The sequence below is a fragment of the Bordetella flabilis genome, from assembly GCF_001676725.1.
Lineage (GTDB): Bacteria > Pseudomonadota > Gammaproteobacteria > Burkholderiales > Burkholderiaceae_B > Bordetella_C > Bordetella_C flabilis.
Map to the genome: position 1 here is coordinate 1,227,231 of NZ_CP016172.1, position 24,759 is coordinate 1,251,989.

Annotated in this window: 28 protein-coding genes; 9 read left to right on the plus strand and 19 right to left on the minus strand. The window is 68.6% G+C overall.

The annotated features are described in order from the left end of the window. Positions 1-174 precede the first annotated feature (174 nt). Positions 175-552, minus strand: coding sequence for a hypothetical protein (locus BAU07_RS05305; protein WP_066654751.1), 378 nt, complete (start codon positions 550-552; stop codon positions 175-177). 396 nt (positions 553-948) lie between these two features. Between BAU07_RS05305 and BAU07_RS05310 the strand changes: the two genes are divergently transcribed. The 4 genes from BAU07_RS05310 (at position 949) to BAU07_RS05325 (ending at position 3,666) form a co-directional block, all read left to right on the plus strand. Next, positions 949-1,302 carry a YciI family protein gene (locus BAU07_RS05310; RefSeq protein ID WP_066654753.1) on the plus strand — a complete coding sequence of 118 codons (354 nt, stop codon included), beginning with the start codon at positions 949-951 and terminating at the stop codon, positions 1,300-1,302. A gap of 197 nt (positions 1,303-1,499) precedes the next feature. Then, positions 1,500-1,916, plus strand: a complete 417-nt coding sequence (locus BAU07_RS05315) for a YciI family protein (RefSeq protein WP_066654755.1) — start codon at positions 1,500-1,502, stop codon at positions 1,914-1,916. A 33-nt stretch (positions 1,917-1,949) separates the two neighbouring features. Continuing rightward, the gene (locus BAU07_RS05320; RefSeq protein WP_066654757.1) at positions 1,950-2,369 is read left to right on the plus strand and encodes a VOC family protein; all 420 of its coding nucleotides are present in this window, start codon (positions 1,950-1,952) and stop codon (positions 2,367-2,369) included. A 7-nt stretch (positions 2,370-2,376) separates the two neighbouring features. Continuing rightward, entirely contained in the window at positions 2,377-3,666 is a 1,290-nt protein-coding gene (locus BAU07_RS05325; RefSeq protein WP_066654759.1) for an RNA polymerase sigma factor, read from the plus strand. A 3-nt stretch (positions 3,667-3,669) separates the two neighbouring features. Here the strand turns inward: BAU07_RS05325 and BAU07_RS05330 are convergent, their stop codons facing one another. The 3 genes from BAU07_RS05330 to BAU07_RS05340 form a co-directional block, all read right to left on the minus strand. Next, positions 3,670-4,233, minus strand: coding sequence for a Dps family protein (locus BAU07_RS05330; protein WP_066654761.1), 564 nt, complete (start codon positions 4,231-4,233; stop codon positions 3,670-3,672). Between the two features lie 77 nt (positions 4,234-4,310). Further along, complete coding sequence (locus BAU07_RS05335; protein ID WP_066654763.1) at positions 4,311-5,882, minus strand: NYN domain-containing protein; 1,572 nt, start codon at positions 5,880-5,882, stop codon at positions 4,311-4,313. A 50-nt stretch (positions 5,883-5,932) separates the two neighbouring features. Then, positions 5,933-6,517 carry a DUF2239 family protein gene (locus tag BAU07_RS05340; protein WP_066654765.1) on the minus strand — a complete coding sequence of 195 codons (585 nt, stop codon included), beginning with the start codon at positions 6,515-6,517 and terminating at the stop codon, positions 5,933-5,935. Positions 6,518-6,839: 322 nt separating this feature from the next. On the opposite strand from BAU07_RS05340, the gene BAU07_RS05345 reads away from it, so the two are divergent. Beyond that, positions 6,840-7,403 (plus strand): hypothetical protein, encoded by a 564-nt coding sequence (locus tag BAU07_RS05345; protein ID WP_066654770.1) that lies wholly within the window; start codon positions 6,840-6,842, stop codon positions 7,401-7,403. Positions 7,404-7,480: 77 nt separating this feature from the next. On the opposite strand, the gene BAU07_RS05350 is transcribed toward BAU07_RS05345, so the two are convergent. Further along, entirely contained in the window at positions 7,481-8,455 is a 975-nt protein-coding gene (locus tag BAU07_RS05350) for a Bug family tripartite tricarboxylate transporter substrate binding protein (protein WP_066654771.1), read from the minus strand. A gap of 280 nt (positions 8,456-8,735) precedes the next feature. On the opposite strand from BAU07_RS05350, the gene BAU07_RS05355 reads away from it, so the two are divergent. Further along, a complete protein-coding gene (locus BAU07_RS05355; protein WP_066654772.1) occupies positions 8,736-8,954 on the plus strand; it encodes a hypothetical protein in 219 nt (72 codons plus the stop codon). Between the two features lie 223 nt (positions 8,955-9,177). Here the strand turns inward: BAU07_RS05355 and BAU07_RS05360 are convergent, their stop codons facing one another. Then, the gene (locus BAU07_RS05360; RefSeq protein WP_066654773.1) at positions 9,178-9,534 is read right to left on the minus strand and encodes a 2Fe-2S iron-sulfur cluster-binding protein; all 357 of its coding nucleotides are present in this window, start codon (positions 9,532-9,534) and stop codon (positions 9,178-9,180) included. A gap of 183 nt (positions 9,535-9,717) precedes the next feature. On the opposite strand from BAU07_RS05360, the gene BAU07_RS05365 reads away from it, so the two are divergent. From BAU07_RS05365 to BAU07_RS05375, 3 genes are all read left to right on the plus strand, one after another. After that, complete coding sequence (locus tag BAU07_RS05365) at positions 9,718-10,614, plus strand: LysR family transcriptional regulator (protein WP_066654774.1); 897 nt, start codon at positions 9,718-9,720, stop codon at positions 10,612-10,614. Continuing rightward, positions 10,611-12,353 carry a chloride channel protein gene (locus BAU07_RS05370; protein WP_084025377.1) on the plus strand — a complete coding sequence of 581 codons (1,743 nt, stop codon included), beginning with the start codon at positions 10,611-10,613 and terminating at the stop codon, positions 12,351-12,353. The genes BAU07_RS05365 and BAU07_RS05370 overlap by 4 nt, the downstream gene beginning before the upstream one ends. A 105-nt stretch (positions 12,354-12,458) precedes the next feature. Next, the gene (locus tag BAU07_RS05375) at positions 12,459-13,109 is read left to right on the plus strand and encodes a DUF4142 domain-containing protein (protein ID WP_066654783.1); all 651 of its coding nucleotides are present in this window, start codon (positions 12,459-12,461) and stop codon (positions 13,107-13,109) included. Positions 13,110-13,255: 146 nt separating this feature from the next. On the opposite strand, the gene BAU07_RS27060 is transcribed toward BAU07_RS05375, so the two are convergent. The 13 genes from BAU07_RS27060 to BAU07_RS05435 form a co-directional block, all read right to left on the minus strand. Continuing rightward, on the minus strand, positions 13,256-13,468 hold the full coding sequence (locus BAU07_RS27060) for a hypothetical protein (protein ID WP_157121993.1): 213 nt from the start codon (positions 13,466-13,468) through the stop codon (positions 13,256-13,258). A 30-nt stretch (positions 13,469-13,498) separates the two neighbouring features. Beyond that, positions 13,499-13,978 carry a hemerythrin domain-containing protein gene (locus tag BAU07_RS05380; protein ID WP_066654785.1) on the minus strand — a complete coding sequence of 160 codons (480 nt, stop codon included), beginning with the start codon at positions 13,976-13,978 and terminating at the stop codon, positions 13,499-13,501. Positions 13,979-14,109: 131 nt separating this feature from the next. Further along, positions 14,110-14,370, minus strand: coding sequence for a hypothetical protein (locus BAU07_RS27495; protein ID WP_066654789.1), 261 nt, complete (start codon positions 14,368-14,370; stop codon positions 14,110-14,112). A gap of 152 nt (positions 14,371-14,522) precedes the next feature. Further along, positions 14,523-15,470 carry a glycosyltransferase family 2 protein gene (locus tag BAU07_RS27500; RefSeq protein ID WP_066654791.1) on the minus strand — a complete coding sequence of 316 codons (948 nt, stop codon included), beginning with the start codon at positions 15,468-15,470 and terminating at the stop codon, positions 14,523-14,525. 64 nt (positions 15,471-15,534) lie between these two features. Further along, positions 15,535-16,248, minus strand: coding sequence for a PIG-L deacetylase family protein (locus BAU07_RS05395; protein WP_198168873.1), 714 nt, complete (start codon positions 16,246-16,248; stop codon positions 15,535-15,537). 52 nt (positions 16,249-16,300) lie between these two features. After that, complete coding sequence (locus BAU07_RS05400) at positions 16,301-17,299, minus strand: UDP-glucuronic acid decarboxylase family protein (protein WP_066654792.1); 999 nt, start codon at positions 17,297-17,299, stop codon at positions 16,301-16,303. After that, the gene (locus tag BAU07_RS05405; protein ID WP_066654794.1) at positions 17,296-18,264 is read right to left on the minus strand and encodes a glycosyltransferase family 4 protein; all 969 of its coding nucleotides are present in this window, start codon (positions 18,262-18,264) and stop codon (positions 17,296-17,298) included. Before BAU07_RS05405 ends, BAU07_RS05400 begins: the two co-directional genes overlap by 4 nt. Continuing rightward, complete coding sequence (locus BAU07_RS05410; protein WP_066654795.1) at positions 18,257-19,411, minus strand: glycosyltransferase family 9 protein; 1,155 nt, start codon at positions 19,409-19,411, stop codon at positions 18,257-18,259. Before BAU07_RS05410 ends, BAU07_RS05405 begins: the two co-directional genes overlap by 8 nt. Continuing rightward, positions 19,408-20,391: a glycosyltransferase family 2 protein gene (locus tag BAU07_RS05415; protein ID WP_066654796.1), complete on the minus strand. Its 984-nt coding sequence runs from the start codon at positions 20,389-20,391 to the stop codon at positions 19,408-19,410. The genes BAU07_RS05410 and BAU07_RS05415 overlap by 4 nt, the downstream gene beginning before the upstream one ends. A 34-nt stretch (positions 20,392-20,425) precedes the next feature. Continuing rightward, a complete protein-coding gene (locus tag BAU07_RS05420) occupies positions 20,426-22,165 on the minus strand; it encodes a carbamoyltransferase family protein (RefSeq protein WP_066654798.1) in 1,740 nt (579 codons plus the stop codon). A 57-nt stretch (positions 22,166-22,222) separates the two neighbouring features. Next, positions 22,223-23,437, minus strand: coding sequence for a glycosyltransferase family 9 protein (locus BAU07_RS05425; RefSeq protein ID WP_084025381.1), 1,215 nt, complete (start codon positions 23,435-23,437; stop codon positions 22,223-22,225). Continuing rightward, a complete protein-coding gene (locus BAU07_RS05430; protein WP_066654800.1) occupies positions 23,434-24,030 on the minus strand; it encodes a D-glycero-alpha-D-manno-heptose-1,7-bisphosphate 7-phosphatase in 597 nt (198 codons plus the stop codon). The genes BAU07_RS05425 and BAU07_RS05430 overlap by 4 nt, the downstream gene beginning before the upstream one ends. Further along, positions 24,021-24,749 (minus strand): SDR family oxidoreductase, encoded by a 729-nt coding sequence (locus tag BAU07_RS05435; RefSeq protein ID WP_066654802.1) that lies wholly within the window; start codon positions 24,747-24,749, stop codon positions 24,021-24,023. The genes BAU07_RS05430 and BAU07_RS05435 overlap by 10 nt, the downstream gene beginning before the upstream one ends. Between the last annotated feature and the right edge of the window lie 10 nt (positions 24,750-24,759).

Below are 24,759 nucleotides of genomic sequence, written 5' to 3' on the forward strand. Positions count from 1 at the left end.
TGTCGTTCCGTGATGTGGGTGGGGGCGGCGGACGGGACGGCCCGCACGGATACGACTAGGTTAAAAGGCTGGAACTCCCCGCGGAAGCCTATCTATATCGATGGAATCCATCCATGGTCACGATAGGTCGGCGGACGCCCGTGCCGCAGGCCCGGGGCCATCGTGGCGCACGGTTCAGCGTCGTGCGGAACAGCGCGCGCGCGCGGCTTCCAGGCTGGCGGCGGCGGCTTTCAGGCGCGCGGCCTGTTCATTCTGGTCCGCGGGCAGCTTGTTCGTGGCGAAAGCCAGCACGACGTTGTCCGGCATGTTGGCCACATAGGCCTGGCCCACGCAGCTGCAATAGGCGTCGCGGGCGCTCGTCGCGGCCGGTGCGTAGGAGTCCAGCTGCGGACGGCGCTGCAACAGGTCGCGGCATTGCTGCACGCTGGTCGGCACCAGCTTCTGGCGCATGGCGCCCAGGTTGGCCTGCGCCTGCACGCCAGGCAGGCCGGCCAGTGTCGCGGCGCCCAGGCCCAGCATCGCGGCGGCCCGTCGCAAACGGCGGCGCATCATCGCATGTCCTCGTTCCATCGTTCCCTCGTTCCCGTTTTGCGCGCGCCGCGTATTCGCGCGGCGGGGCGCTCGCCGCTGCACCTGGCCGGGCCGTTCGGGGTGGCGCGGCGGTGCGGACGGTCAAGTCACCATCTTTGCAGACCGCCGGACGGCGCCAAGCGCGGAACAAGACGCGATATTGGCCGGTGATCGCGGGCGGGCATGACGGGCGGGCATGAGGGGCATGTGCGAGCGCCCGCCATCGCGGCAACTACGCTAGACTGAGAGCCCGGCCCAGCCGGCGCGGGTGGACGGTCTATCGCGACTGTCCCGGCGCCGGTGCATCCCGCCGGCATCGCCACCGCCCAGTGCGCGTCTGCCTGCACGGCGCGGGCATCCACCTATCGAGAGGCATACATGGCTTATATGCTGCTTATCGTCGAGCCGCGCGACCAGCGCCTGCAGCGTTCGGAAAGCGAGGGTCGGGCCGTCTACGACCAGATGTGCCGTTTCGCCGAGGGCCTGCAGTCGCGCGGCAAGCTCCTGGCCTGCGAATCGCTGGTTTCCGACAAGGAAGGCACCCGGGTGCAAGTACGCGAGGGACGCCAGCGCCTGGTGGACGGCCCCTTCGCCGAAGCCAAGGAAATGGTGGGCGGATTCTTCCTGCTGGATGTCGAGACACGCGAGGAGGCCCTGGCTATCGCGGCCGAATGCCCCGCCGCACAATGGTCCACCGTGGAAGTGCGCCGCACCGCACCCTGCTACGAGTAATGGCTGCGGCGTGCCGCCGCCGGAACCTTGGCCAGCATCCTGGCGCAGTCCGCCCCGGTGTAAGCCGGGCCCGATCGCGCCGGTCGATGGACCTGGGGTTTTCCCGGATGCGCCTTGCGGATTGTCGAGCCCGCGGCGTCCCGCTCGTCGTGTCTGCGAAGGCCGCCGCGCGGCCGCAGGCAGACACGGAGGCGTCCATGCGATTCCTGATTTTGGTAAAGGCGGAAGCGGCCGACGAGCCGGGTGCCCGGCCGCAGGAGGGTCTTTCGGCCGCCATGGCGGCCTACCACCAGGCCCTTGCACGGGCGGGCGTGCTGCTCGACGGCGCGGGCCTGCAGCCCAGCGCCAAAGGGTGGCGCATCCATTACGACGAAGGCCACTGCCTCGTCTGCGAAGGGCCGTTCGCCGGATCGCCGGCCGGTCTGGTGGCAGGCTATGCCGTGATCCAGGTCCGTACCCGAGAGGAGGCGCTGGAATGGTCGCGCCGTTTTCCCGCGCCGCACGACGCCGCCGCCGCCGTCCAGATCGAGGCGCGGCCCCTGTACGAACGGGACGACTTTGCCGCCGCCGTCGCCGCGGACCACGCATGCGGGCTGACCAACCGCCCGGCCTAGGCCACGCCCATCGACGCTTTCGAGGAGATCCCCATGCATCGACAGATTTACGTCAACCTGGCTGTCCAGGACCTGCCCCGCGCGCGCCGCTTCTTCGAGCAGCTCGGCCTGGGTTTCGAGCCCCGCTTTTCGAATGACGACGCCGCCTGCCTGATCCTGGGCGAAAACATCTACGCCATGCTGCTGCGCCAGCATTTCTTCAAGACCTTCACCGACAAGCCGCTATGCGATCCGGCTGCCGCCACCGAGGTGCTGGTATGCCTGTCGTGCGACAGCCGTGCGGAGGTGGACGAGATCGTCGGCAAGGCGCGCGCGGCCGGCGCCCGCGTGCCGCGCGAACCGCAGGACTACGGCTTTATGTACGGCCATGGCTTCGAGGACCTGGACGGGCATATCTGGGAACTGGTCTACATGGACGCCGACGCGGCCCCCGCGGACGCCGGCGCGGCGTGACGGAGCGATGACGACACGGGCCACGCACGCCGCCATCGAGGCGGTCTGGCGCATCGAATCGGCCAAGGTGATCGCCGGCGTCGCGCGCCTGGTGCGCGACGTGGGCCTGGCGGAAGACCTTGCCCAGGACGCCCTGGTGGCGGCGCTGGAGCATTGGCCGCGTACCGGCGTGCCCGACAATCCGGGAGCCTGGCTCATGAAGACGGCGAAGAATCGCGGCCTGGACCGGCTGCGGCAGGACAGCTTGCATGCGCGCAAGCAGGAGCAACTGGGCCAGGATATGGACGCCCTGGAAACCAGCGTGGAGCCGGACTTCGTCGACGCGCTGGACGCGGCGCGCCAGGACGATATCGGCGACGACCTGCTGCGCCTGGTCTTCACCGCCTGCCACCCCGTGCTGTCCACCGACGCGCGCGTCGCGCTGACACTGCGGCTGTTGTGCGGCTTGACCACCGACGAGATCGCCCGCGCGTTCCTGGTTCCCGAACCCACCATCGCGCAGCGCATCGTGCGCGCCAAGCGCACGCTGTCCAAGGCCGCCGTGCCGTTCGAAGTGCCGCCCGCGCATCTGCGCGCCGAGCGCCTGGCTTCGGTCCTGCAGGTCATCTACCTCGTGTTCAACGAGGGCTACGCGGCGACCGCGGGCGACGATTGGACGCGGCCGGCGCTGTGCGAGGAGGCGATGCGCCTGGGGCGCGTGCTGGCCGGCCTGGCGCCCGATGAAAGCGAGGTGCATGGCCTGCTGGCGCTGATGGAGTTGCAGGCTTCGCGCATGCACGCCAGGGTGGACGCCGAAGGCCGGCCGGTGCTGCTGCCGGACCAGGATCGTTCGCGCTGGGATCCCCTGCTGATACGGCGCGGCCTGGACGCGCTGGCGCGCGCGACGGCGCTGGGCGATACGGGCCCCTATGCCCTGCAGGCCGCGATCGCCGCATGCCACGCGCGCGCCCGCACGCCCGCGGAAACCGAATGGGCGCGCATCGTCGGGCTGTATGACGCCTTGATGGATCGCGCCCCTTCACCGGTGGTCGCGCTCAACCGCGCCGTCGCCGTGGGCATGGCCCACGGCGCGGAGCAGGCCTTGCCGCTGGTGGAAGCGCTGGCGCGCGATCCCGCCTTGCGCCAGTATCCGTGGTTGCCCAGCGTACGCGGCGATCTGCTGGCGAAGGTCGGCAGGATGCAGGAAGCACGCGACGCCTTCAACGAGGCCGCGGGCATGACGCGTAACGCACGCGATCGCGAGCTCCTGCTGACGCGCGCGCGGGCCTTGCAGGACGGCGCCGCGGGCCCGAAGTAGAAATCAGTGGCCGGTACTGTCGCCGCGGCGGCTCGTCTCGAACAGGAACCAGGTGCGCTGTTCGGTTTCGTCGATCCAGTTTTCGATCAGGCTGGCCGTGGCGATGTCGCGATGCTCGTCGCACAGGTCATGCACCTCGCGCATGAAGGTGGTCAGGTTCTTGTTGTCGCCCTGCAGCTCGGCCAGCATGTCCAGCGGTTGCACGTAGTCGGCATCGTTGTCCAGCAGGCGCTGCGTGCGCGCGATATGGCCGATGGACTTCAGCGTCGAGCCGCCCAGCTTGCGGATACGCTCGGCGATCGGATCGGTCATGGCGAAGATTTCCGTCGCCTGTTCGTCCAGCAGCAGGTGATAGTCGCGGAAGTGCGGTCCGCTGACGTGCCAATGGAAATTCTTGGTTTTCAGGTACAGCGCGAAGACGTCAGCCAGAAGCCGGTTCATGGCGCCCGCGATATCGCGCGTGCCATCCGCGGAGATATCCGAAGGGGTCGCCAGGGGAGCGAGCCGGCGCTTGGCGAGGCTGCTTTTCTTGTCCGAATTCTTGGAAGCGCTTGCGGGTTTCTTCATGGGTCTCACCTGGGAAGCGGAGCTGTGGGGGAGCGACGAACCCCTGCCGCGCAGGGCAGGGGAAGCGGCAGTCTAGCTCAGCTTTCGACAGCCGGGGTCGCTGTCTTGCGCGGGCGGCGCGTACGCGCCGGCGATTTGCGTGCAGCCTTGGGCGCGTCATCGGCGGGCGGCGTCGCGTCGGCCTGGACCGCACTATCGCGGTGCGTCGGCGCGGCAGCCGCATCGGTGGCGGCGTGCATCCCGGACGTGTCCGAAGAGACGGTATCGGCCTCCGTGGACGCGGAGGCCGAGCCGCGACGGGACTTCGTCGCGGCCGGCGTGCGGGTGGTACGCCGGCGGGTATTCGCGCCCGCGCGTTTGCCCCGGGTCGTGTCGCCGTTCGAGTCCTCCGCCGTGCCCGCAACCGTGTCCGCAGTCGTGCCGGCAGCCGGGGAGCGGGCAGCCTGGGTGTGGGCCGCCGCGCTCGCGACCTCGGCATCCGCGGCGGTCGTGATCGGTGCGGCGTCCATCCAGGGCACGGTCGTGGCCGTATCCTGCGGCGCCTCGGCGGCGTCCTGGCGCGCCGTTTCCGCCTGGGTCGTCTGGACGTCCTGGTTCTTGCGCCCGGAGCGGCCGCCCCGCGTGCCGCGCCGGCGTGATCCCGCAGGACCCGCCGCCGGGCTCGCTGGTGTACCCGCGGCTGGGGCTGCGCCGGCATGGTCGCTGGCGGGGAGCTCGGCCTGCGTCACGCCGCCCAGGGCCGACCCGTTCCGGGTCTCGGCCGGAGCGCGCATCTCCATGCGGTCGCCCGCCATGTCGTCGAAACCGCCGTTCCGGGCGCTGCCCGCGGCGGCCTGCGCACGATAGACATAGGTTCCCGACTTCTCGTCGCGTCCAACCTCCAGCAGTCCGCGCGACTGGGCTTCCTCCAGCAGGTTGCCGAACGCGCGGAAGCCGTAGTACGACTCGTTGAAGTCGGGCTTGCGCCGCTTGATGGCTTCCTTCAGGACCGAGGCCCACATTTTTCCGCTGTCGCCGCGTTCGGCGACCAGCGCGTCGAAGGTCTCGACGGCCATGTCGACCGCCTGCGTGCGGCGGGCCTCGACGTCCTCCTTGCGCCGCTTGTCGTCTTCGGGCGCGCGGCGGCCGGCGCCGTTATCGCGGGCGGCGCGGCGCGAGGTTGAGCGCGCGCTTTCGCGCACCAGGTCGTCGTAGAAAATGAACTCGTCGCAGTTCGCGATCAGCAGATCGGAAGTCGATTGCTTGACCCCCACGCCGATCACATGCTTGGCGTTCTCCCGCAGCTTGGAGACCAGTGGCGAAAAATCCGAATCGCCGCTGATGATGACGAAGGTGTTGACGTGGGACTTGGTATAGCAAAGGTCCAGCGCGTCGACGACCAGCCGGATGTCGGCCGAGTTTTTCCCGGACTGGCGGACATGGGGGATCTCGATCAGCTCGAAATTGGCCTCGTGCATGGGGGCCTTGAAGGCCTTGTAGCGGTCCCAGTCGCAGTAGGACTTCTTGATGACGATGCTGCCCTTCAGCAGCAAACGCTCGAGCACCAGGCGGATGTCGAATTTTTCATAGTTGGCATCGCGCACGCCCAGCGCGACGTTCTCGAAGTCGCAGAACAGGGCCATGCTGACGTTGTCGTGGGGGGAAATCATGGATCTATGCTCCAGTGGGACGCGGCGCGGGCAAACCGCCGCAATGTGCGTCAGGCCGGACGCGGCGCGTCGCCGAAGGCCAGTTTCAATGCATGGTCGCGGATATCCGGGGGCCACGCCGCCATGCGGGCGCGCATGCCGTCGTGGTCATCGGCGAAGAGCGCGCGCGTGGCTTCCTCGAAGCCGGGCATATCGCCGGCCATGGCGGACATGAAGCGATAGGCGGCTTCGCGCATGTCCTGCGCGCGGCCGCGCGGATCGCGCATGGCAGTCTCCACCAGTTTACGCAGCGCGACGGACGCCCCGCCAGCTTGCGCGTTCAGCCATTCCCAGTGGCGCGGCAACAGCGTGACTTCGCGCGCCACCACGCCGAGCCTCGGCCGCCCACGCCCGCGTGGCGCTTCGCCGGCCGGCGGGTCGGCGGCCAGCCGCGCCAGAACGTCATCGCGGCTGCCGCGCAGGTCCAGGTCCACGACCCGTCCGGTGCTGTCGTCGAAGGTCAGCACGCTGTCCGGCGCGGCCGGGTCGCCTTCGAGGGCGGCCTTCACGGCCAGGGCGACATCGGGCAGCGGTCCGCTGGCCAGGCGGCGATGGCGCGCGAAGGCGGTGCAGGAAGTCTGGACGGAGAGGGGCATTGCGGTTTTCCGGGGAGGGGCGTCATGGGCCCTGGGGGAAGCAGGTCGGTAAACGCGCGACGGTGTGTGGACCGTAGTGCGTGCCGCGGCAAGTGCAAGAATTATACCCGGGTTAAAATAAAGCGTCCAGGGTTGGGTGCGACTTCCGCCGTGTCCTTCACCAGGCAGCAAGGCGGGCCCGCCGCGTGCGCCAGAAACGAGCTGAAACCTCGGTAGCACCGCCGGCACGGAATTCGCACGTGTGGCGGCGCTCCAAGTGAGTACAGTATGCGAGTATTCTTCCGCGCCTGCCCCGCTCGCGCGGGCAGGCTGGAGCAGCAACATGAAACCCTTTGCATTACGGGCCGCCATCGTGGCCCTGGCGCTGGCGACGGCCAGTGTCTCATCGCCCGCGTTCGCCGGGCGCGGCTACTACCATGGCGGTTACCACCATGGCGGCTACCGCGGTTCCTCCAGCGGCTGGTGGGTAGGCGGTGCGCTCGCGCTGGGGGCGGCGGGCGCCATCATCGCACTGAATTCCCGGCCGGCCTATTACGGTCCCTCCGTGGTCTACACCACACCGTATTACGCGGCGCCGGTGTACGGCGCCCCCGTGTATGCCGCACCGCCGGTGGTGTACGCGCCGCCGCCGGCGCCCGTGTATGTCGCGCCCCCGGCGCAATATACGGCCCCATCGCCGTCCGCCGGCAACCTGATTGCCTATCCAGCGCGCGGGCAAACCCAGGCGCAGCAGACCCGGGACCGCAGCGAATGCCAGGGCTGGGCCATGAACCAGAGCGGCTTCGACCCCGCGCATGTCACCGAGTACACCACCAACGTCATGGTGGATTCGTACAACCGGGCCATGGCGGCGTGCATGACGGGAAGGGGCTATTCGGTCAGCTGATAGTCAGCCAGGCCGGCCGCGGGGCGCAAGCCTTGCCACGGCGCCACGCCAACAGTGTTGTGCAGCCATCGGCAAGGTCATTCGACCTTGCCGATCTTGCGTACGGCGTCGGTCATCTTGGCGGCGTCTTTGCTCCAGTAATCCTGGAATTGCGGCGCGTCCAGGTATAGCAGCGGGCTGCCCGCCGCCTGGATGGTTTCGCGCACCTTAGGGTCGTTTGCGGCCGTTGCCGCGGCCTGCCGCAGTTTCTGCACGACGGGCTCCGGCGTGCCGGCGGGAACGAACAGCCCCGACCATTGCGCGAACGTCACGTCATAGCCGAGTTCCTTTAGCGTGGGCGTATCCGGCAAGGCGGCAAGGCGGGTGTCGCCCCATGTCGCCAGCGGACGCACCTTGCCTGCCTGGATGTATTGCAGCACGGAGGCCGGCCCGGTCGACAGCGCCTGCACCTGCCCGCCCAGCAGCGCCACCACCGCGGGCCCCGCACCGCCATAAGGCACGTGCAGCACGCGTATGCCGGACGCGCCCTTCAGCATTTCCATGGGCACGTGCATGGTGCCGTAGTTGCCCGAGGAACCGTAGCTGGCGGGCTGCGCGTCCGGACGCCGCAGGTCGTCGATGAATTGCTGCGCGGTCTTCCAGGGACTGTCCGCGCGGACGACCAGCACCGTGGGGTCCGCGGTAAACCGCGCGATGGGCTTGAACTGGTCCAGCCGGTACATCGGCGCGCGGCCCAGGATGCGGTCGGCCTCCGGAATGATCGAAATGGAAGACAGGGCCATCAGCACCGTGTAGCCGTCGGGTTCGGCGCGCGCCACCACGCCCATCCCCAGCCCGCCGCCCGCGCCGGCGCGGTTTTCCACCACCACGGTCTGCTTCAAGGCGCGGCTCATGGCGTCCGCGACAGGTCGTGCGACCGTATCGGCGACGCCCCCCGGCGGAAAGGGCACGATCATGGTGATGGAGCGTGTGGGCCAGTTGTCCTGCGCCAGGCAAGCCGTCGCCGCGCATAGCGTGATTACGCCCGCCATCATCCTCAAGGTCGATTGCATTCGTCTTCTCCAATTGTTCTCATGGACGCCTGTGCCGGCGTTCGGGACGCCGCGCGGCGTCTTCGTGGTCAGGTGCTTGAAATCGCACCGCGCTAGTCTAGTCCTTGCCGCAGCGGGCAGGAAGCAGGCCGGACGCCCTACGCACGGCGAACGGTGGAAGAGCATAGGCGGCTTCAATGGTCTCCATAAAATGAATTCGCTTCCTGTCGGGAACCCGGCTCCGCATAATCTGTCCATCAGAGATGCCGGGCGTTGTGTTGCCGGCGACAAGGAGTCGTAGATGAACGAGCTTTTGAAAGGATTGATCGGTGCTGAATTGACCTTGCTCGGCGTGCCGAATCAGGCATGGTCCCAGGTCGATGCCCGCGCGCTGGACCCGGTGTGGTTGCCCACCGGTGCGGACGGCGAGCGTGCCGTTCAACAAGGCGTCAGCATCAAGGAGGAAGCGAGCTCCCAGGTGCAGTTCAACACCGACCACTACCGCATCGCGGCGGGCTGATTGCCGCCGTCGCCGCGGCCGCCTTCGACGCGTGCCGCGGCTGCCAGGCCTGTGCCTGGCCACCGCCCGGCGCGGGAACAGCGCTCCTGCCTGGCCGCCGCGTGGTCCCTGAGCTACACCTGAATGAAGTCGCCGCCTTGTCCGCGCGCTGCCCCGTCCGGCGTGCGCGATGTGCGAGCGGCGCCATAACGCGCCCCGCACGGTCTTGAACCGCGCCGGCGCATCAACGCCGCGGACCCGTGATGATGGGCCGCGGCGTCGTCTTTTCCAGCGCCGAGGCGCCCGGTGCGTCGATGCGCAGATCCGCGCGCGGCCGCGCCACGCAGGCCAGTATCCATCCTTCTTCCATCTCGTCCGCCGTCAGGCCCGGCCGCCCGCCGGGATAGGCGACCTCGCCCTGCGCCAATCGGCACATGCATGTGCGGCAGGTGCCATTGCGGCATGCGCTGGGAATACGGACGCCGGCACGCGCGGCCGCGGCCAGCAGCGTGTCGTCGCCGGTGGCGAGGAAGCGCCATTGCCCGGGAAGCAGTGTGACGGCGTAGGCGGCGGAGTCGGTGGGGTCGGGTGTGTCGGTCATGTACGGGGCGCCGGCGCATCCTGGCGGCTGCCGCGATTCTAGCGCCGCAGCCGCCATGCCGATGCGGCGCGCGGCGGGTGACGCCGTGCCGCCAAGTCGCCAAGTCGCCAAGCCGCCGGCCGGCGCGGCCGGATGCGCTACACTCTGGATTCCAGTCAGTTATCGATTCCATAACTTTCGTTCATGGATATTTCGCTGCGCGACCTCTCGTATTTTCTTGCGGTGGTAACGCACGGCCATCTGGGCCGGGCCGCGTCCGCGTGTGCCGTGACGCAGCCCGCCTTGTCGAAGTCGCTGAAGCGTCTCGAGGACGAAACCGGCATCCCGCTGTTCGACCGCGCCGGTCGGGCGATCCGGCCGACCTCGGCGGGCCTGGCCTTCGCCGAGCATGCGCGCAAGGTGGTCAACCAGTACGAAGACGCCGTGCGCCACGCCGAAGGCCTGCGCGCCGGAACGGGAGGCCTGTTGCGCCTCGGGGCCACGGCCGCCACCATGGACACGGTCATCATGCCGGTGCTCGAGGTTCTGCTGCCGGCGCAGCCGGGGCTGCGGGTCGCCCTGACCCTGGGGCTGTCCGATGAACTGCCGGACCGCGTGGAGCAGGGCGACCTCGATCTCGCGGTCGCGCCCGCCGACGCCACGCGCGGCGGCGTGCTGCGCCATGAGGCCGTCGGGCAGGACGTGCTGCGTCTGGTGGCCGGCCGGCGCAACCCCTTGTTCGCGCAAAAAACGATCGGCTTGCCGGATCTGGCCGGGCAACGCTGGATTCTTCCCAAGCGCACGTCGGTGGCGCGCCAGCGCCTGGACGCCTTGTTCGCGGGCGCGGACCAGCCCCTGCCCCGCGCCGTCCTGGAAGTCGATTTCATATCGGCCGGCGCATTGAAGCTGGTGGCCGGCACCGACCTGCTGACCGTGGCCCCAGCGGCCCTGCTCGAAGACACCGGCGAGACAGGCGTGGCGGCCCTGCCGGTCGGCGCGGTGTTGCCCCTGACGCGGGATATTTCGCTGTTGAGCCGCCGCAATGCCGTGTGGTCGCCCATGATGAAGGCGTTTCGCCGTGTGCTGAAGAACCGTCCATGAAAAAGGAAAAGGCAAGGGCAGGAATGGACGCGCCGCCGCTCGACCGCGAAGGCCGGTCGGTGGCGGACTATCTGCTCGGCATGGCCCTGGCCGCGATCATGGGCGTTCTGGGCGCGCTCGCCGCGCACGGGTTCCGCTGGAGCCTGGAGCACGCTTCCGAGGCCCTGTTCGGAACGGCCGACGATATCACCCGGCTGTTCGCCGACCTGCCCTGGTATATCCGGATCGCCTGTCCCACGCTGGGCGGCGCGATCGCCGCCTTCGTGCTGGTGCAGGCGCAGCGGCGCGAACAGCGCGATGGCGTGGTGTCGGAATACCTGGAAACCATAGACGGCAAGATGTCGCGCATCCCGGTAATGCCGTCGTTGCTGCGCTGCCTGTCTTCCTTCTTCTCCATCGTGTCGGGCGGCTCCATCGGCAAGGAAGGCGCGATGGTGCAGTTGTCGGCAACCGTGGGCTCGGTATTCTGCATGCGGCTGCGCGGCCTGCGCGGCGAGGACTTCCGCCTGGCCGTGGCCATGGCGGCCACCGGCGGCCTGGCGGCGGTGTATCACACGCCGCTGGCCGCGGCCATCTTCATCGCGGAAATCGCGTTTGGCGGCATCGAGCTACGGCGCATCGGATACCTGTTCACCGCGGCCGCCACGTCGACCTGGGTGACCAGCGCGATGGGCCATTTCACGCCCCTGTATGCCTTGCCGGCCTACGCGTTCGATGTCACCGGCCCCGGCGTGCTGGCCGTCGCGGCGCTGGGCGTGGCGGCTGGCGTGTCCGGTTCGGTCTTCCTCTGGTGCACCCGCATGGCCAAGCGCCTGTTCACGCGGCTGCACCGGTCGGTGGTGGTGCGCATGACCCTGGGCGGACTGATCGTCGGTTTGATCACCCTGGTCGCGCCCGACGTGACCGGCAACGGTTTCGCGCCCATCGCGCGGCTGTTCGACGGCGACACGCTGGCGACGCCCCTGTTGATGCTGCTGGCGCTGAAGATCGTCGCCACGGCGGCGACGGTCGGTGCGGGCGCCATCGGCGGATTGTTCACGCCGTCGCTGATGATCGGCGCCTTGACCGGGGCGGTGTGTGCGCCGGTGGCCGCGCATGTGTTCGGCGTGGAGCATGACCTGGTGCTGATGGGCGTGCTGGGCATGGCGGGCTCGCTGGCGGCCACCACCCAGGCGCCGCTCATGTCCACGCTGATGGTCTTCGAGATGACGCAGGAGCCTTCCTTCGTTTTCCCGCTGATGGTCGCCACGGTGGCGGCCTACGCGACCTCCATGCTGTTCCGGCAGACGGGCACCTACGAGGTCATCGCCCGCCATCGCGCGCGCTACGAACGGCGCAGCCGGCTGGCCGACGCCACGGCCGGCACGGTCATGCGTACGCCGGGCCTGCTGGCCCCGACATCCGCCATGCTGCGCGACGCCCTGGAAGTCGGCCTGTCGCAGAAGAACCGCTTCGTATTCGTCGTCGACGAGGCGCAGCGCTTCATCGGCGCGGTCTGGACCAATGACCTGATGGCGCGCGTCAATGCCGGGGAGGGCGCGGCGACCACGCTGGCCGACATGGCGGCCCGCGATTTCCCCGTGGTGTACGCGAGCCAGCGGCTGCTCGACGTGTGGCAGACCGTGGTGGAGTCGCCGGCGGAGCGAACCCCGGTGCTGAGCGACCCCGATGGCCGGCGCGTCGTGGGCGTATTGCAGAAGAGCGAACTGCTGAAGCAGGCGCGCTATCTGTTTGCCTGACCGGCGTCGGTGAGCTCACTGCTGGCCGCGTCCCTGTAGGGGCCACACGGATGGGCACACTGGTTGCGGTCCCTGGCTGCGCGCCCCGCGCCTAGGGAGATCGAGATGAATCACTTCAAAAAAGCCGTTCTGGCCGCGAGCCTGCTGGGCATGGTTGCGATGGCCGGGGCCGCCGTCGGGCAGGCCGCCGATATCAGCCGCGGCGACCGTGAATTCCTGCGGCAGGCGGCGCAGGCCAACACCTTCGAATCCGAGGCCAGCCTATGGGTGCAGCGCAACGGCGAACAGGACGAGGTCAAGCGCTATGCCGGACTGATGATCCAGGACCACGCGACGGTAGCCAGGCAGTTGAAGGAATTGGCTGCCGCCAAGGGCGTGGAATTGCCCGCCGAACTGCCGCCGGCCCAGGCCAGGATCCTCAAGGAATTGCGGTCTGAAAACGGCACGCGGCTGGACCGCAGCTACGCCGACAAGGTTGCCGTCGCGGCGCATAAGGACGCCGTGGAGCTCTTTTCCGACGCCAACCAGAAAGCCAGGGATCCGGAGATCAAGGCATTCGCGCAGCAGACCCTGCCAAGCCTGAAGGCGCATCTGGATGAGGGCATCGCCCTGCAGAAGAGCGTGGCCGCCAGCGGGCAGGCCAGCCCGCCCGAGCGCGCAGCACCGAACGCCACGGTTCCCGGCGGCGTGTCGCCCGCCTCACGCGAGGCGCCGCCCAGCCTTTTGCCGGGCGACAAGGGCGCGCCGACCCGCTGACCGCCTGAACCTCTGCCGGAATCCTCGCGCCTGGGGCACGCATGCGCTATGGAGGCCGGGCGTCGCGGCAACGCCCCGGCCGGCTCTCCAAGAAAAAGCGCGCCGCTAGGGCGGCGCGCCATTCCAATCAAGGGATACCTCTTCGCTCACGGCGGTACGGCCAGCGCTTCCAGCGCACGGATGCCGTCCAACGCCGCATCGGTTGGCGTGCGGAACACGAACTCGGATTGTATGACCTGTGGCGCAGCCGTCTTACCCGTATCAACGACTTCCACTTCCCAACGGAAACCCCCCTCGTTGGCTGGTGCCAGCCATAGGGTCGCTCTCGAGCTTGGCGTTTCCTTAGTCAATATCTTCATCGCGCTCCACGCCCCACCGGATCGCCGGTGTCATACCAAATGCGCTTCGACGGTAATCTCTTCTTTGCGTTGCAACATCTGCTTGGCAATATTGCGAAGGTCGACGTTCAGCACGATCAGCTTGGGAAAGAGCTCGCCTTCCTCTTCCTCGATGTGATGGCTGATGTATTCGCCCAGCACGGTGACCCTGGCGGTGAACAACGGGTCATCGGTCGTCATGCCCTGGATTTGCGCGATGAGATTGCGCGCGCAGCCATGTTCGACGATCGCCTTGTCCAGCAGCCGCCCGAAGGCAACCGGATTCTGGCTGCGCAGGAAGGGATAGAAAAGCTCTTCTTCGATCTGCGCGATGACGGTCAGGGTCAGGCAGGCCTCGTGCGCGATGGACTCGCGAATTTCCGGATCCGCCGCTTTGCCGAAATCCTTGAACAACTGTTTGACCTTGCGATGGTCATCCAGCATCAATGCCAGGGCGTCACGCTGAGCGAGGGGTATATCCGCCTTGTTCATACTGTTCTCCTTGTCCACGGGGTGTGCCGCAACGTTGCGGCGGGGGACAAGAGCAAGTACCGTGCCTGGGCCGAACGAGCGTCCGGCGAGGCGGCAAAAGGGGCTGTCGTGCCGTCGCCGGGGCACCCGTTTCATGACTTCGAACCGGAGCGGTTGTCGACCGGGGGCGCGCCGGGGGTTTGCCGACCGGGGTCCATGGCGTCCTTGGGATCGACGCCCGGCGGGAAGGTCTTGGCATTGACGGAGTTGGGGTCGGCCGGGTGGTTGCCCAGCGTGCGCTCGGGCTTGTCCTCCCGCGGCCCGGTATCGGGACGCAGTACGGCGTGGTCCAGAGGGTCGCCGCTGTGGTCACTGGGCGCTCGATCGGGGCCCGGATTGCGCGCCTTCGTCATATCGTTCTCCTCATGATTTCGTCGCCGTCCGCACACGTCATGCCTGGCATGCCGGGCGGAAGATACTGCCCGGACGCGCCGGGCGAGGCCCTCGGAAGTCCCCGCAGAGCCCGCGGTGCGACCGCAACGGCCGCGCCGGGCATGCAGGGACGTCAAGGATGAGTATGGTCTTCCCGCGCATGTACGGGATAGGAAAGGGCGCCGGCCATGGACGCCGGGGTGGCGGCCGAGCCGTGCAGCGGCCCGCCGGCCACGCAGCGTCGCTGGCTTTCGACCTGGGACGGGATGACCCGGCGATGCCTCCAGACCCAGGGTCCCCCTGCCAGGGCGGCGCGCAGAACGCGCCAGCCGGTCCCGCGCCGTGCCGCCTCGCGCAGTTCCGCTGCCGTTTCGCGGCAGGCGGCGCGCCAGGGCAGCCGCAACCACGCCGTCCAGATGGCGTTACGGCTGAGCAGGTGGGTGCGCAGGGGGCGGTCGCGCAGGGGCGAGGGGTGGTGCCAGGTGCAGATATGGGGCGCATACAGCATGTCCCATCCCAGTGCGGCCAGATCCAGGGCCAGCAGGGCTTCCTCGCCGCCGATGAAAAAGCGTGGCTGGTATCCGCCCGCCGCCAGGTAGGCCTGCCGGCGGAAGATACAGGCGCCCGCCATGAAACCCAGCAGGCGCATGGTCCCGGCCGGGCCGGGGCCCAGCGGACTGCTCGCCATGACGTGGCAGGTGGGGTCCATCCTGCCGTCCGGACCGATGCGCACGGCGGCGCTGATCACGCCCGCGCGGGGGGCGGCGTCCAGCAGTCGCTCCGCCGCGGCAAGCGCGCCCGGCTCCCAGCAGGTATCGTCGTCGCAGAACGCGACGTACGGCGTGCTGGCCGCGGCCGCGCCCAGGTTGCGGCCCGCGGCGCCGAGGTTGGCGGGCGCGCGCACCAGGCGAATCCCGGGAAAAGCCTGCCGGACCGCCGCGGCCGTGCCGTCGCCCGAGCCATTGTCGACCACGATGATGGGCACGCCGGGCGCATGGCGGCCCAGGCGCGCCAGGTTGCCGAGCAGCTCCTCGCGGCGGTTGTAGGTCAGTACGACGATGGAAAGTCGGGGAGCGCTCATGTCGGGTCCTTTCCTTCGCGCGGCGGCGGGGTGCGGGGAGCGGCGCGCCGGGCGGCCTGCGCGATCATGGTTGTTGTTTGACCGATTCGCTCAGCAGCCAATAGCGCTCGGGGGCGGCGGCATCGCCTTCGCCTTTCTTGACGCCAAGTTCGCCGAGCTGGCTGGCATAGGCCGATACCGCCGTGGCCTTGCGGTGAATGTTGGAGGGGGCCCCGAAGACAACGGGGGTCAGGCTGTAGCCGCGCGTGTAGAACTGCACCAGGCGGGCGTGCAGCAGCCCCGGCTTGGTGCGATACAGCGCGTCTTCGTAGGCCACCCACAGGCGGTCCGACGTGGCGGCGACCAGGGCCAGCACCGCGTCCGAAGCCAGCACATGGTCGCTGTGGAACAGGCCCATCGGAAACAGCACTGTGCGAGCCTGTGCCTGGTCCAGGGCATTCGCCAGGGCAGGCGCGATCTTTTCGATCTTGGGACTGACACGGGTCATCGCGCGGATGTATTGGTCGTCCAGGAAGGGCAGCCGCACCGGCCGTGCCTTGAGCAGGTGCAAGGCCTTGTCGTCCTCCGCGCAACGCTGGGCCATGGCGGTCGCGCCGTCCGGGAAGCCGCAGCGGCGGTCCCAGTCGGTCTGCGGCGCCCCCGCCGCCGGCGCCCCGGCGAAGACGGTGACGACGGTGCTGCCAGGGTAGGCAGCCAGCAGCGCGCCGCAGCTGGCTACCGCATCGTCCAGATGGGGCGAAATCGCCGCGATATGTCCGGGATCATCGATGCATTTCAATGTCGTCTCCTCTGGAGCGGCGCCTGTGCGGGGAGCCGCCCGCCGCGCCGCCTCACAGCGGCGCGGCGGCGCGGGTGTGCGCCCGCATGAGGTCCGCGTTGACGAACTGGCTGAAGTACCGGATGGTATGCCGCAATCCGTCCTCCACGTGTACGCACGGCGCCCAGCCCAGTTCCCGTGCGGCCAGGCTGATGTCCGGGCAGCGCTGCACCGGGTCGTCGGCCGGCAGCGGCTTGAAAATCAGCGGGACATCGGTGCCCGCCAGGCGCTGGATGCGCCGCGCCACCTCCAGCACGGTCAATTCTTCCGGGTTGCCCAGGTTGACGGGCCCGCTGAAGTCGTCGGGGCTTTCCATCAGGCGTTCCAGCGCATCGACCATATCGTCGACATAGCAGAAGGCCCGAGTCTGGCTGCCATCCCCGTAGATGGTCAAGGCCTGGCCCTGCAAGGCCTGGACGATGAAGTTGGACACCACGCGGCCGTCATCGGGGGCCATGTTGGGTCCGTACGTGTTGAAGATGCGCGCGATCTTGATCTTCACGCCGTACATGCGCGCATAGTCGTGGAAAAGCGTTTCGGCGCAGCGCTTGCCCTCGTCATAGCAGGACCGCACGCCGACGGGATTGACGTGGCCCCAGTAGCTTTCGCGTTGCGGATGGACCTGGGGGTCGCCGTAGACTTCGCTGGTCGACGCCTGCAGGATGCGCGCGCCCGTTTTGCGCGCCAGCTCCAGCATGTTCATCGCGCCCATGACGCAGGTGCGCAGCGTGTGCACGGGCTGGGTCTGGTAGTGGATGGGCGATGCGGGGCAGGCCAGGTTGTAGATGCGATCGACCTCCGCGTCGAACGGGTCCACCACGTCGTGCGTGACCAGGGTGAAGCGCGGATGCCGCTTCAGCGGTTCCACGTGCTGGATCTGGCCCGTGTGGAAATTGTCCAGGCAGACCACCGTATGGCCTTTGGCCAGCAGCCGCTTGCACAGGTGCGAGCCGATGAAGCCGGCCCCGCCGGACACCAGTACGCGCAGAGGACTCGGAAATGCTTGGGTCATCGTTGATCTCCCATCAACCCGGAAAACAGGTCCTGCCAATCCGCCACGAAGCGGTCCATCCCATAACGTTCCAAGGCAGTCTTCCTGGCTTCGGCGCCCCAGGCCGCGGCCATTGCGGGGTCGTCGATCAGTGCCTTCATCACGGCCGCCAACTGCCCCGGGTCGGTATCGATATAGCCGTTGCGGCCATTTACGATGACGCGCGGCAGCTCCGTGGCGGCGAAGCCGACCACCGGTACGCCGGCCATCATGGCTTCGATCAGCGCCAGGCCCAGGCTGGTGTAGCGGATGGGGCTGAAGAAAAAACGGTAGCGCGAGACGAAGTCGCCGACCTCCATGTTGGGAACCTCGCCCAGCCCGCCCATCGATTCCGCGTCCATGCCGATCAGGTCCAGCGGCACCTGTTCGCGTATCTGTTCGAACAGGTCGGCCCCCATGCGGCGACCGCGCCGCCGCAGATGGTTCAGCACCACGATGCCCTTGGGCAGCGTGTCCTTGCCGGCGACGTTGCGGGGCGCCGGCACGCCATGCTCGATGACCGCGGCACGCGTGGACCCGTTGTCCCAGGCCGCGCGGTTGTAATGGGTCACATGGACCAGGATGCCGCGCTCATGCCGGAACCAATGCCGCGTGTCCGTGGGGTGCGGCATCGGTGGGTCGTGCTCGATATAGACGCATGGCAATGCGAGCTGGCGTGGCGTAAGCAACTGCTCCCGCGTCTCGTAGGTGGCGCGGGACTGGTAGACGATGCAATCGAAATCCTCGTTGCGCAGCGCGTCGGCGTCGGCCTCGCGCACGTGCGGTCCCCAGGGGATGCGATGTCCCAGCGCGCCGTAGCCCGGCGGGTTGCCCTCGCGCACGGGAATGACGAACTCGTGCGGCACGCGCGTCAACGCGTACAGGTAATTGCCGTGGACGTGCCACGTAAGGATGCGCAGCTTGCGCGGCGTCGCCGGTTTATGCATGGTCGGGTGTCGCTTCCTTGAGATCGCTGAAAGTGCGTGCGGGAGGCGCAGGCCGGGCCGCGTTCGCGCCGGCTGCCTGCGGATCCGCGGGCCGCGCCGCCGTGAGCTGTCGTTCCACTTCCTGCAACACGGCCTGCACGGAGACGTTGCGGGCGCAGACGTGGCCGACCGGGCAGATGTCATGCGCGCAGGGCCGGCACGGCGGGTGGTCGGCGAGCACCGTGTGGCGGGTGCGATCCAGCGGCGCCCAGCGGGACACGTCGCTGCCGCAGGCAATCACGACGCTCGGCGTGCGGACGCCGGCCGCGACATGCGAGACGCCCGTGTCGTTGCATATCAGCAGTGGCGCCCTCGCAAGCAAGGCCGCCAGGCCGCCGAGCGAGGTGCGGTCGGCCAGGTCCACGGCGGCGCTGCCCGCCGCCGTCGCCACCGTGGCGGTCAGGTTGCGCTCGCTGGCGCTGCCCGTGACGGCGATCCGCCAGCCGCGGCGCGCCAGCGTGCGCGCCACTTCGGCGTAGCGCTCTGCCGGCCAGCGGCGCGATTGCAGGCGCGCGCCGGGGTGGATGAAGATGGTGGTCGCCGGGTCGATGCCGCAGGCGCGGGCGGTGCGGCGGGCTTCCGACCTGTCGTTGTTCGTCAGCGGCATTTCCAGCGCCTCGTCGTCGACCGGCACGCCGAGAAAACGCATCAACGCCGTATAGCGCCTGGACTCGGGCAGGTCGTCCGGCCAGGGAAACAGCCGTCCCGGCTCCGCCATGCCGGCCTCCGGCACAAAGCCGGCATGTGCGCGCGCACCCAGTTGGCGCACGATCTCCAGCGATTGCGCGCCGCTGCCGTGCATCTGCAGGGCCAGGTCGAAACCACGGGCATGGGTCTCGCGATAGAACGCGGGCAGGGCCTGCGGCCGGGCCGCCTGCTCGGGGAACGCCGGGATGCCCGGGAACACCAGCAGTTCGTCGATATACGCGGAAAAGCGCTGGGCGAAAGGCCGCACGCTCTCCAGCCCGACCAGCGTGATGTGTGCCTGTGGACAGTGGCGCCGCAGGGCGCGCAGGGCAGGTACCGCGCACAGCATGTCGCCCAGCTGCAAGGCGCGGAATACGGCGATGCGGCGTGGCGCCGGATGCCACAAGTGGGCGTGCGTCATGGAAACCCCGCCCGGAAACGCAGCGATCCCACCACGCGCCAGAAGATCGACGCTGGCGGTATCGTCGCGGACGTCATGGCCATCTCCACGATGTGGTCCAGCGTGCGCCGGGTGCCGCGCAGCCGTCGCGCGCAGAACCAGGCCGTCAGCGCCAGCCAGCCCGCGCCGGCGATGGCGCCCAGCGTGCCCTGCCCGGCGGCGAAGGCCGCCAGCGCGACGATCAGCAACGCGGTCACGGACAGATAAAACCACGGGGGATGCGGCCGGATGCGTTCGCGATACAGGCGTGGATGCTTCTTGTACAGCAGCGTGTCGAAAACGATTTTGCGCTGCATGCCGATGCCAGCGCCGAACGGGGCGGGGCGCACCGGATGCACGACGATGGCCTGGGGCGCCCTGACGATGCGGAACCCATGCTCCATCAAGGAGAAATGCAGGTCGGAGTCCTCCCGCCATGCCAGCGTGAAGCGCGGGTCGAAACCGCCCACGGCTTCCAGCGCATGACGGCGCACGAAGACATTGGCCGTGGCGAACTCCGCATCCTGCAGTCGGCTGGCATCCAGTTCGTAATCGGTGGGGTTGGCCGGCAGCGGCATCACGATACGGCCCGACAAGGCGTCGACCTCGGGCGCCAGCGCGGCCAGGCCGGCGGCCAGCCAGGCGGGGTCCGGCACGGTGTCGTCGTCGGTAAAGGCGATGATGTCCGCGCGCGCCTGGCGCCAGCCGGCGTTGCGGGCGCCGGCCGGCCCCTGCGTGTCCGTGACCGGGACATAGCGCACCGTGGGCCCGCCCGCCACGGGCGCCAACCGGCGGACCACGTCATGCGCCGCCTGGCTGGGCCCGTCGTCGCACACCACGATCTCATAGTCGCGCACGGGCAAGGTCTGCCGCAGCAGTGCGCCGAGGCAGCGTTCCAGCAGGTCCGGTCGGCGGTAGGTCGGCACCACCACCGAGATGCGCGGTTGGGTCTCTGCGTTCATCGAATATCTTTCCTCAGTATCGGTTGCCCGGGCCTCAGACCGGCTTCTCGACCAGGTAGCTGCCGATGACCAGCGCGTCCAGCGGTGACGTCCAGAACGACTCCACGGCATCGCGCGGCGTGCAGACCACGGGTTCCCCCCGCGTGTTGAAGGACGTATTCACCAGCACCGGCACCCCGGTGCGTTTTTCGAAGGCGGCCAGCAGGTCGTAGTACAGCGGGTGCTGGTCGCGCCGTATGGTCTGCACCCGCGCGGTGCCGTCAATGTGCCGGACCGCCGGAATCTTCTGCGCCCGATGCGGCAGCACGTCGTAGACGAACAGCATGAACGGCGCGCAGATGTTGCCCTTGCCCTGTCCGTCGAACCACTCGTGGGCGCGCTCTTCGATAACGACGGGGGCCACGGGACGGAAGTCCTCCCGATCCTTGAGTCCGTTGAGCCTGGCCTGCATGGCGCTGTCCAGGGGCGAGGCCAGAATAGAGCGGGCGCCCAGCGCGCGCGGTCCGAACTCCATGCGGCCCTGGAACCAGCCCAGAATCTTCTCCTTGGCCAGCAGTTCGGCGGCTTCTTCGGCGACATTGTCAAGGCGTCGATAGACGAGCTTGGAACGGTCGAGGAAGCGTTCGATTTCGTCGTCGGAGTATTCGGGGCCCAGGTAGGCGTGCTGCATGGTCCAGCGGCGTTCCCCGCGCTCGCGCCGTTCATAATCCACCCACAGCGCGGCCCCCAGCGACGTGCCGGCATCGCCGGCGGCGGGCTGCACCCACACGCTTTCGAACGGGCCCTTCTGCGCGATGCGGGCATTCATGACGCAGTTGAGCGCGACGCCGCCCGCCATGCTCAGGTTGCTGGAGCCGGTCTGCTCGTGCAGCCACTTGACCATGTGCAGCGCGGTCGCCTCCAGCACCAGCTGCAGGGAGTGCGCGATGTCCATGTGCCGCTGCTCGAAAGGCGTGCCACGCTTGCGCGCCGGGCCGAATTTCGTCACCAGGTTGACCGGCTCGATGCGGTAGCCGCCTTCGGCATCGAGCCGCACGATTTCGCGGAACACATCGGCGTACTCCGGCTTGCCGTAGGAGGCCAGCGCCATCACCTTGTATTCGTCGGAGGAACGCAGGAAACCGAGATACTGCGTAAGGTCTTCGTACAGCAGCCCCAGGGAGTGCGGCAGGTCGATCTGCCGCAGGCGGCGGTAGCGGCCGTCGACATAGTGGCCGTAGCTCGTGGTGGCGCGCTCGCCGCGGCCGTCCATGGTCAGTACGGCGCATTCGTCGCAGGGCGCCGCCAGGAAGGCGCTGGCCTCGTGGGAAAGATGATGCTCCACGAACTGCCAGCGCGCCTGCATCTGCTCGAGGCTGAGGCCCTCGAACCGCTCGCGCAGATGGTGCGGGGCGCCGCCGATCAGTTGGCGCGGGGCGTTCACGATATAGGACAGGAACAGTGGGTCCCACGGCGACTCGCCGCCGGGGCCGCGCGGCTGGCGCGAAGGTTCCAGGGGCAGGGTGATGGTGGCGGGGAGCGAGCCGGCGCCCGCCAGCAAGGCGGGATCGAAGGAGTATGCGACATGGTCGACGTCGCGCAGCGCGATCCCGGCATGGCCCAGGCAATAGTCGATGGCGTGGTAAGGCAGCTGCCAGGTACTGAAGGGGACCGGCCGCTTGCCGTGCTTGATGCGCGTGAAGCGTTCTTCCTCCGCGGCGGCGATCACTTCTCCGTCGCGGACCAGGGTGGCGGAACAGTCGTGGAACGCGGCGTTGATGCCCAATGTGTACATGGCGTTATCCTTCTAGTGCGGCTGGCTACAAAACATGGAATCCCCTCCGCGGCTCGCTCACGCCGCCTTGATGAGGGTTGGGGGGCGCCCGCGGGCAGGGTCTTCCAGCAGTTCGAACGCCGCTTGCGCAACGCGCCATGGCTCGACGGCGCTCAGGCAGGCATGGTGGCCCTGGGGGCAGACGCTGCGATAGCAGTTCCTGCATGGCACGTCGTGGTAGAGCAGGCGATGCGGCACCTGCCAGGGCGTGTGCTGCGGATTCGTCAGCGCATACAGGTCGACGACCGGCGTGCCGAGCGCCGCGGCCAGGTGGACCGGACCGCTGTTGTTCGACACGAGCACGCCGGCGCGTTCGATCAGGGCACCGAGCTGGCCGAGGGTAAGCCTGCCTGCCAGGTTGACCAGCCCGCCGGGGTTGCCGCTGCGGGCGATGACTTCCTGCACGAGCGCGCGTTCGCTATTGCCGCCGGTGAGGATCACGCACTCGCCCGCGCCCTGCAGCATGTCTATCGCCTGGGCGAAGAGCGCCGCGGGATATCGGCGCGACGGCGCGGTGGCGCCACAGTGGGCCAGCACCCAGCCGCCTGCCGATCCCACGCCATGCGCATGCAACACTTCATTCAATCCGGCATGGTCCGCCTCCGTGGTGCGGAAGGACAGCGTCGTCTCGTCCGTGCGTGCGTCCACCGTGCCCACCAGGTCCAGTTGCCGCTGCACCTCGTGGCGCGGTTCCGGCAGCGGTTCGACCTCGTGGACCCAGTCGGTGACCAGGTGATAGGGGTTCTCGCGGCTGTGCGCGAGGATGCGCGGGATGCCGGCGCTATAGCACATCAAGGCGGCGGGCAGGGCGCTCTGGCTGTACACCGTAAAGATGACCGCGGCGTCGAAACGCTGCGTCTGCAGGCGCGTCAGCGTGGCGTGGTATTCCTCCGGCGGGCTGCACGCGTTTTTTACCCAAGGCGCCTCGTAGGCGATGACGGCGTCGATCTCCGGCACGTAAGGCGCCACAGCGGCCCCGGACTGCGAAGCGAGCAATGTCAGCCGACGACCGGGATGCTGCGCCTTCAATGCGCGCAGCGCGGGCGTAGTCATGAGTACGTCGCCCATGTTGTCCAGCCGTACGCACAGGATGTTGCGCGCCTCGGTCCAGTGCCGCGCGCCCGTCGTCTGCCTGGCGCCGCGCGGCGTTACGATCGCGGCTGCGCCGCTGCCGGCGGCATGGTGCGCGGTGGGAGTCGATGCGCGGTCCGGGGTAGGCTCCAATGCACTCATGCGGCCTCCTTGCCGCCCACATGGACGGGCGGGAGTTGGCGCGCGATCAGGCGCGCCGCGGCGTGCATGTCGGCGGCCATCCCGTCCGGCGTGCGCAGGGGGCCGCGTACCCATTCGGTTTCGTTGCCGTTGTCCAGCAGCATGGTGTGGCAGCCCGCACGCCGACCGGCCTCGACGTCGTCCAGGATGTCGCCGATGAACCAGGAGGCCTTCAGGTCGATGCCATGTTCGGCAGCCGCGCGGGTCAGCATGCCCGGCATGGGCTTGCGGCACAGGCACGACACCGCATACTGCGGCTGGGTGCCGCGCGGATGATGCGGGCAATAGTAGAAGCCCGCCAACCGCGCGCCCTCGTGCTGGAACATGGCGCGCAGCTGCGCCTGTACGGCGCCAAGGGCGGATTCGTCGAAACGGCCGAGCGCCACGCCGGCCTGGTTGCTGATGACGATCAAGGGGTGGCCCAGGCGCCCCAGCAGGGCGACGCCGGCGCGGGCGCCCGTCGCCCATTCCATCAGCGCGGGGTTGACGTTGTAGGGGCGGTCCGCCAGCAGGGTACCGTCCTTGTCCAGGAAGATCGCGGGTTTCAAGGCCATGAGGTCTCCCGCATCGGCAACACCATGACTTCGGGAATCACGGTTTCTTCGGGCTGGGTCAGTACGAAGCGCACGGCGCGCGCCACATTGGCCGGATCCTGCAGGTTGCCCGGGTCGATGTCCGGGAAGCGATCGAGCAGGAAGGGCGTGCGCATGCCGCCGGCGAGCACCGCCGACACCTTGATGCCGGCCGGACGCAGTTCCGCATGCAAGGCATGCGACAGGCCGAGCAGGCCCCATTTGGTCGCGTGATAGACCGAGGCATTGGGCCAGGCGCGCCGCGCCGCGGTCGATGCGATGTTGACGATGTGTCCGCCCTTGCCCAGGTACTCGAGCGCGTGCTTGGACATGAGGAAGGGGCCGGTCAGGTTGGTCCGCACCACGCGGTCCCAATCCATGGCGCTGAGCTCCTGCAAAGGCGCGGTGACATCGACGCCGGCGTTGTTGACGATGGCGTCCAGCCGGCCATGGCGTTCGACCGCCTGGCGCAAGGCATCGCGCACCTGCGCCTCGTCGCCTACGTCAAGGGTGACGGCGTACCCGCGTTCGGCCGGCAATGCCTTCGCCACGTCCTGCGCCGCCTGCGGGTTGCGATCGGCCACGACGACGCGCGCGCCGTCGCCGGCGAGCAGCTCGCAGATCGCCTTGCCCAGCCCGCTACCGCCTCCGGTCACGAGCACAATGCGACCCGACAGCGTGGAAGTATCGACATCGCTCATTCACACATCT

Bases quoted from the DNA above. Each gene is read 5' to 3' on its own strand.
- BAU07_RS05305 (WP_066654751.1), bottom strand. From the start codon at position 552: ATGATGCGCCGCCGTTTGCGACGGGCCGCCGCGATGCTGGGCCTGGGC.
- BAU07_RS05310 (WP_066654753.1), top strand. From the start codon at position 949: ATGGCTTATATGCTGCTTATCGTCGAGCCGCGCGACCAGCGCCTGCAG.
- BAU07_RS05315 (WP_066654755.1), top strand. From the start codon at position 1,500: ATGCGATTCCTGATTTTGGTAAAGGCGGAAGCGGCCGACGAGCCGGGT.
- BAU07_RS05320 (WP_066654757.1), top strand. From the start codon at position 1,950: ATGCATCGACAGATTTACGTCAACCTGGCTGTCCAGGACCTGCCCCGC.
- BAU07_RS05325 (WP_066654759.1), top strand. From the start codon at position 2,377: ATGACGACACGGGCCACGCACGCCGCCATCGAGGCGGTCTGGCGCATC.
- BAU07_RS05330 (WP_066654761.1), bottom strand. From the start codon at position 4,233: ATGAAGAAACCCGCAAGCGCTTCCAAGAATTCGGACAAGAAAAGCAGC.
- BAU07_RS05335 (WP_066654763.1), bottom strand. From the start codon at position 5,882: ATGATTTCCCCCCACGACAACGTCAGCATGGCCCTGTTCTGCGACTTC.
- BAU07_RS05340 (WP_066654765.1), bottom strand. From the start codon at position 6,517: ATGCCCCTCTCCGTCCAGACTTCCTGCACCGCCTTCGCGCGCCATCGC.
- BAU07_RS05345 (WP_066654770.1), top strand. From the start codon at position 6,840: ATGAAACCCTTTGCATTACGGGCCGCCATCGTGGCCCTGGCGCTGGCG.
- BAU07_RS05350 (WP_066654771.1), bottom strand. From the start codon at position 8,455: ATGCAATCGACCTTGAGGATGATGGCGGGCGTAATCACGCTATGCGCG.
- BAU07_RS05355 (WP_066654772.1), top strand. From the start codon at position 8,736: ATGAACGAGCTTTTGAAAGGATTGATCGGTGCTGAATTGACCTTGCTC.
- BAU07_RS05360 (WP_066654773.1), bottom strand. From the start codon at position 9,534: ATGACCGACACACCCGACCCCACCGACTCCGCCGCCTACGCCGTCACA.
- BAU07_RS05365 (WP_066654774.1), top strand. From the start codon at position 9,718: ATGGATATTTCGCTGCGCGACCTCTCGTATTTTCTTGCGGTGGTAACG.
- BAU07_RS05370 (WP_084025377.1), top strand. From the start codon at position 10,611: ATGAAAAAGGAAAAGGCAAGGGCAGGAATGGACGCGCCGCCGCTCGAC.
- BAU07_RS05375 (WP_066654783.1), top strand. From the start codon at position 12,459: ATGAATCACTTCAAAAAAGCCGTTCTGGCCGCGAGCCTGCTGGGCATG.
- BAU07_RS27060 (WP_157121993.1), bottom strand. From the start codon at position 13,468: ATGAAGATATTGACTAAGGAAACGCCAAGCTCGAGAGCGACCCTATGG.
- BAU07_RS05380 (WP_066654785.1), bottom strand. From the start codon at position 13,978: ATGAACAAGGCGGATATACCCCTCGCTCAGCGTGACGCCCTGGCATTG.
- BAU07_RS27495 (WP_066654789.1), bottom strand. From the start codon at position 14,370: ATGACGAAGGCGCGCAATCCGGGCCCCGATCGAGCGCCCAGTGACCAC.
- BAU07_RS27500 (WP_066654791.1), bottom strand. From the start codon at position 15,470: ATGAGCGCTCCCCGACTTTCCATCGTCGTACTGACCTACAACCGCCGC.
- BAU07_RS05400 (WP_066654792.1), bottom strand. From the start codon at position 17,299: ATGACCCAAGCATTTCCGAGTCCTCTGCGCGTACTGGTGTCCGGCGGG.
- BAU07_RS05405 (WP_066654794.1), bottom strand. From the start codon at position 18,264: ATGCATAAACCGGCGACGCCGCGCAAGCTGCGCATCCTTACGTGGCAC.
- BAU07_RS05410 (WP_066654795.1), bottom strand. From the start codon at position 19,411: ATGACGCACGCCCACTTGTGGCATCCGGCGCCACGCCGCATCGCCGTA.
- BAU07_RS05415 (WP_066654796.1), bottom strand. From the start codon at position 20,391: ATGAACGCAGAGACCCAACCGCGCATCTCGGTGGTGGTGCCGACCTAC.
- BAU07_RS05420 (WP_066654798.1), bottom strand. From the start codon at position 22,165: ATGTACACATTGGGCATCAACGCCGCGTTCCACGACTGTTCCGCCACC.
- BAU07_RS05425 (WP_084025381.1), bottom strand. From the start codon at position 23,437: ATGAGTGCATTGGAGCCTACCCCGGACCGCGCATCGACTCCCACCGCG.
- BAU07_RS05430 (WP_066654800.1), bottom strand. From the start codon at position 24,030: ATGGCCTTGAAACCCGCGATCTTCCTGGACAAGGACGGTACCCTGCTG.
- BAU07_RS05435 (WP_066654802.1), bottom strand. From the start codon at position 24,749: ATGAGCGATGTCGATACTTCCACGCTGTCGGGTCGCATTGTGCTCGTG.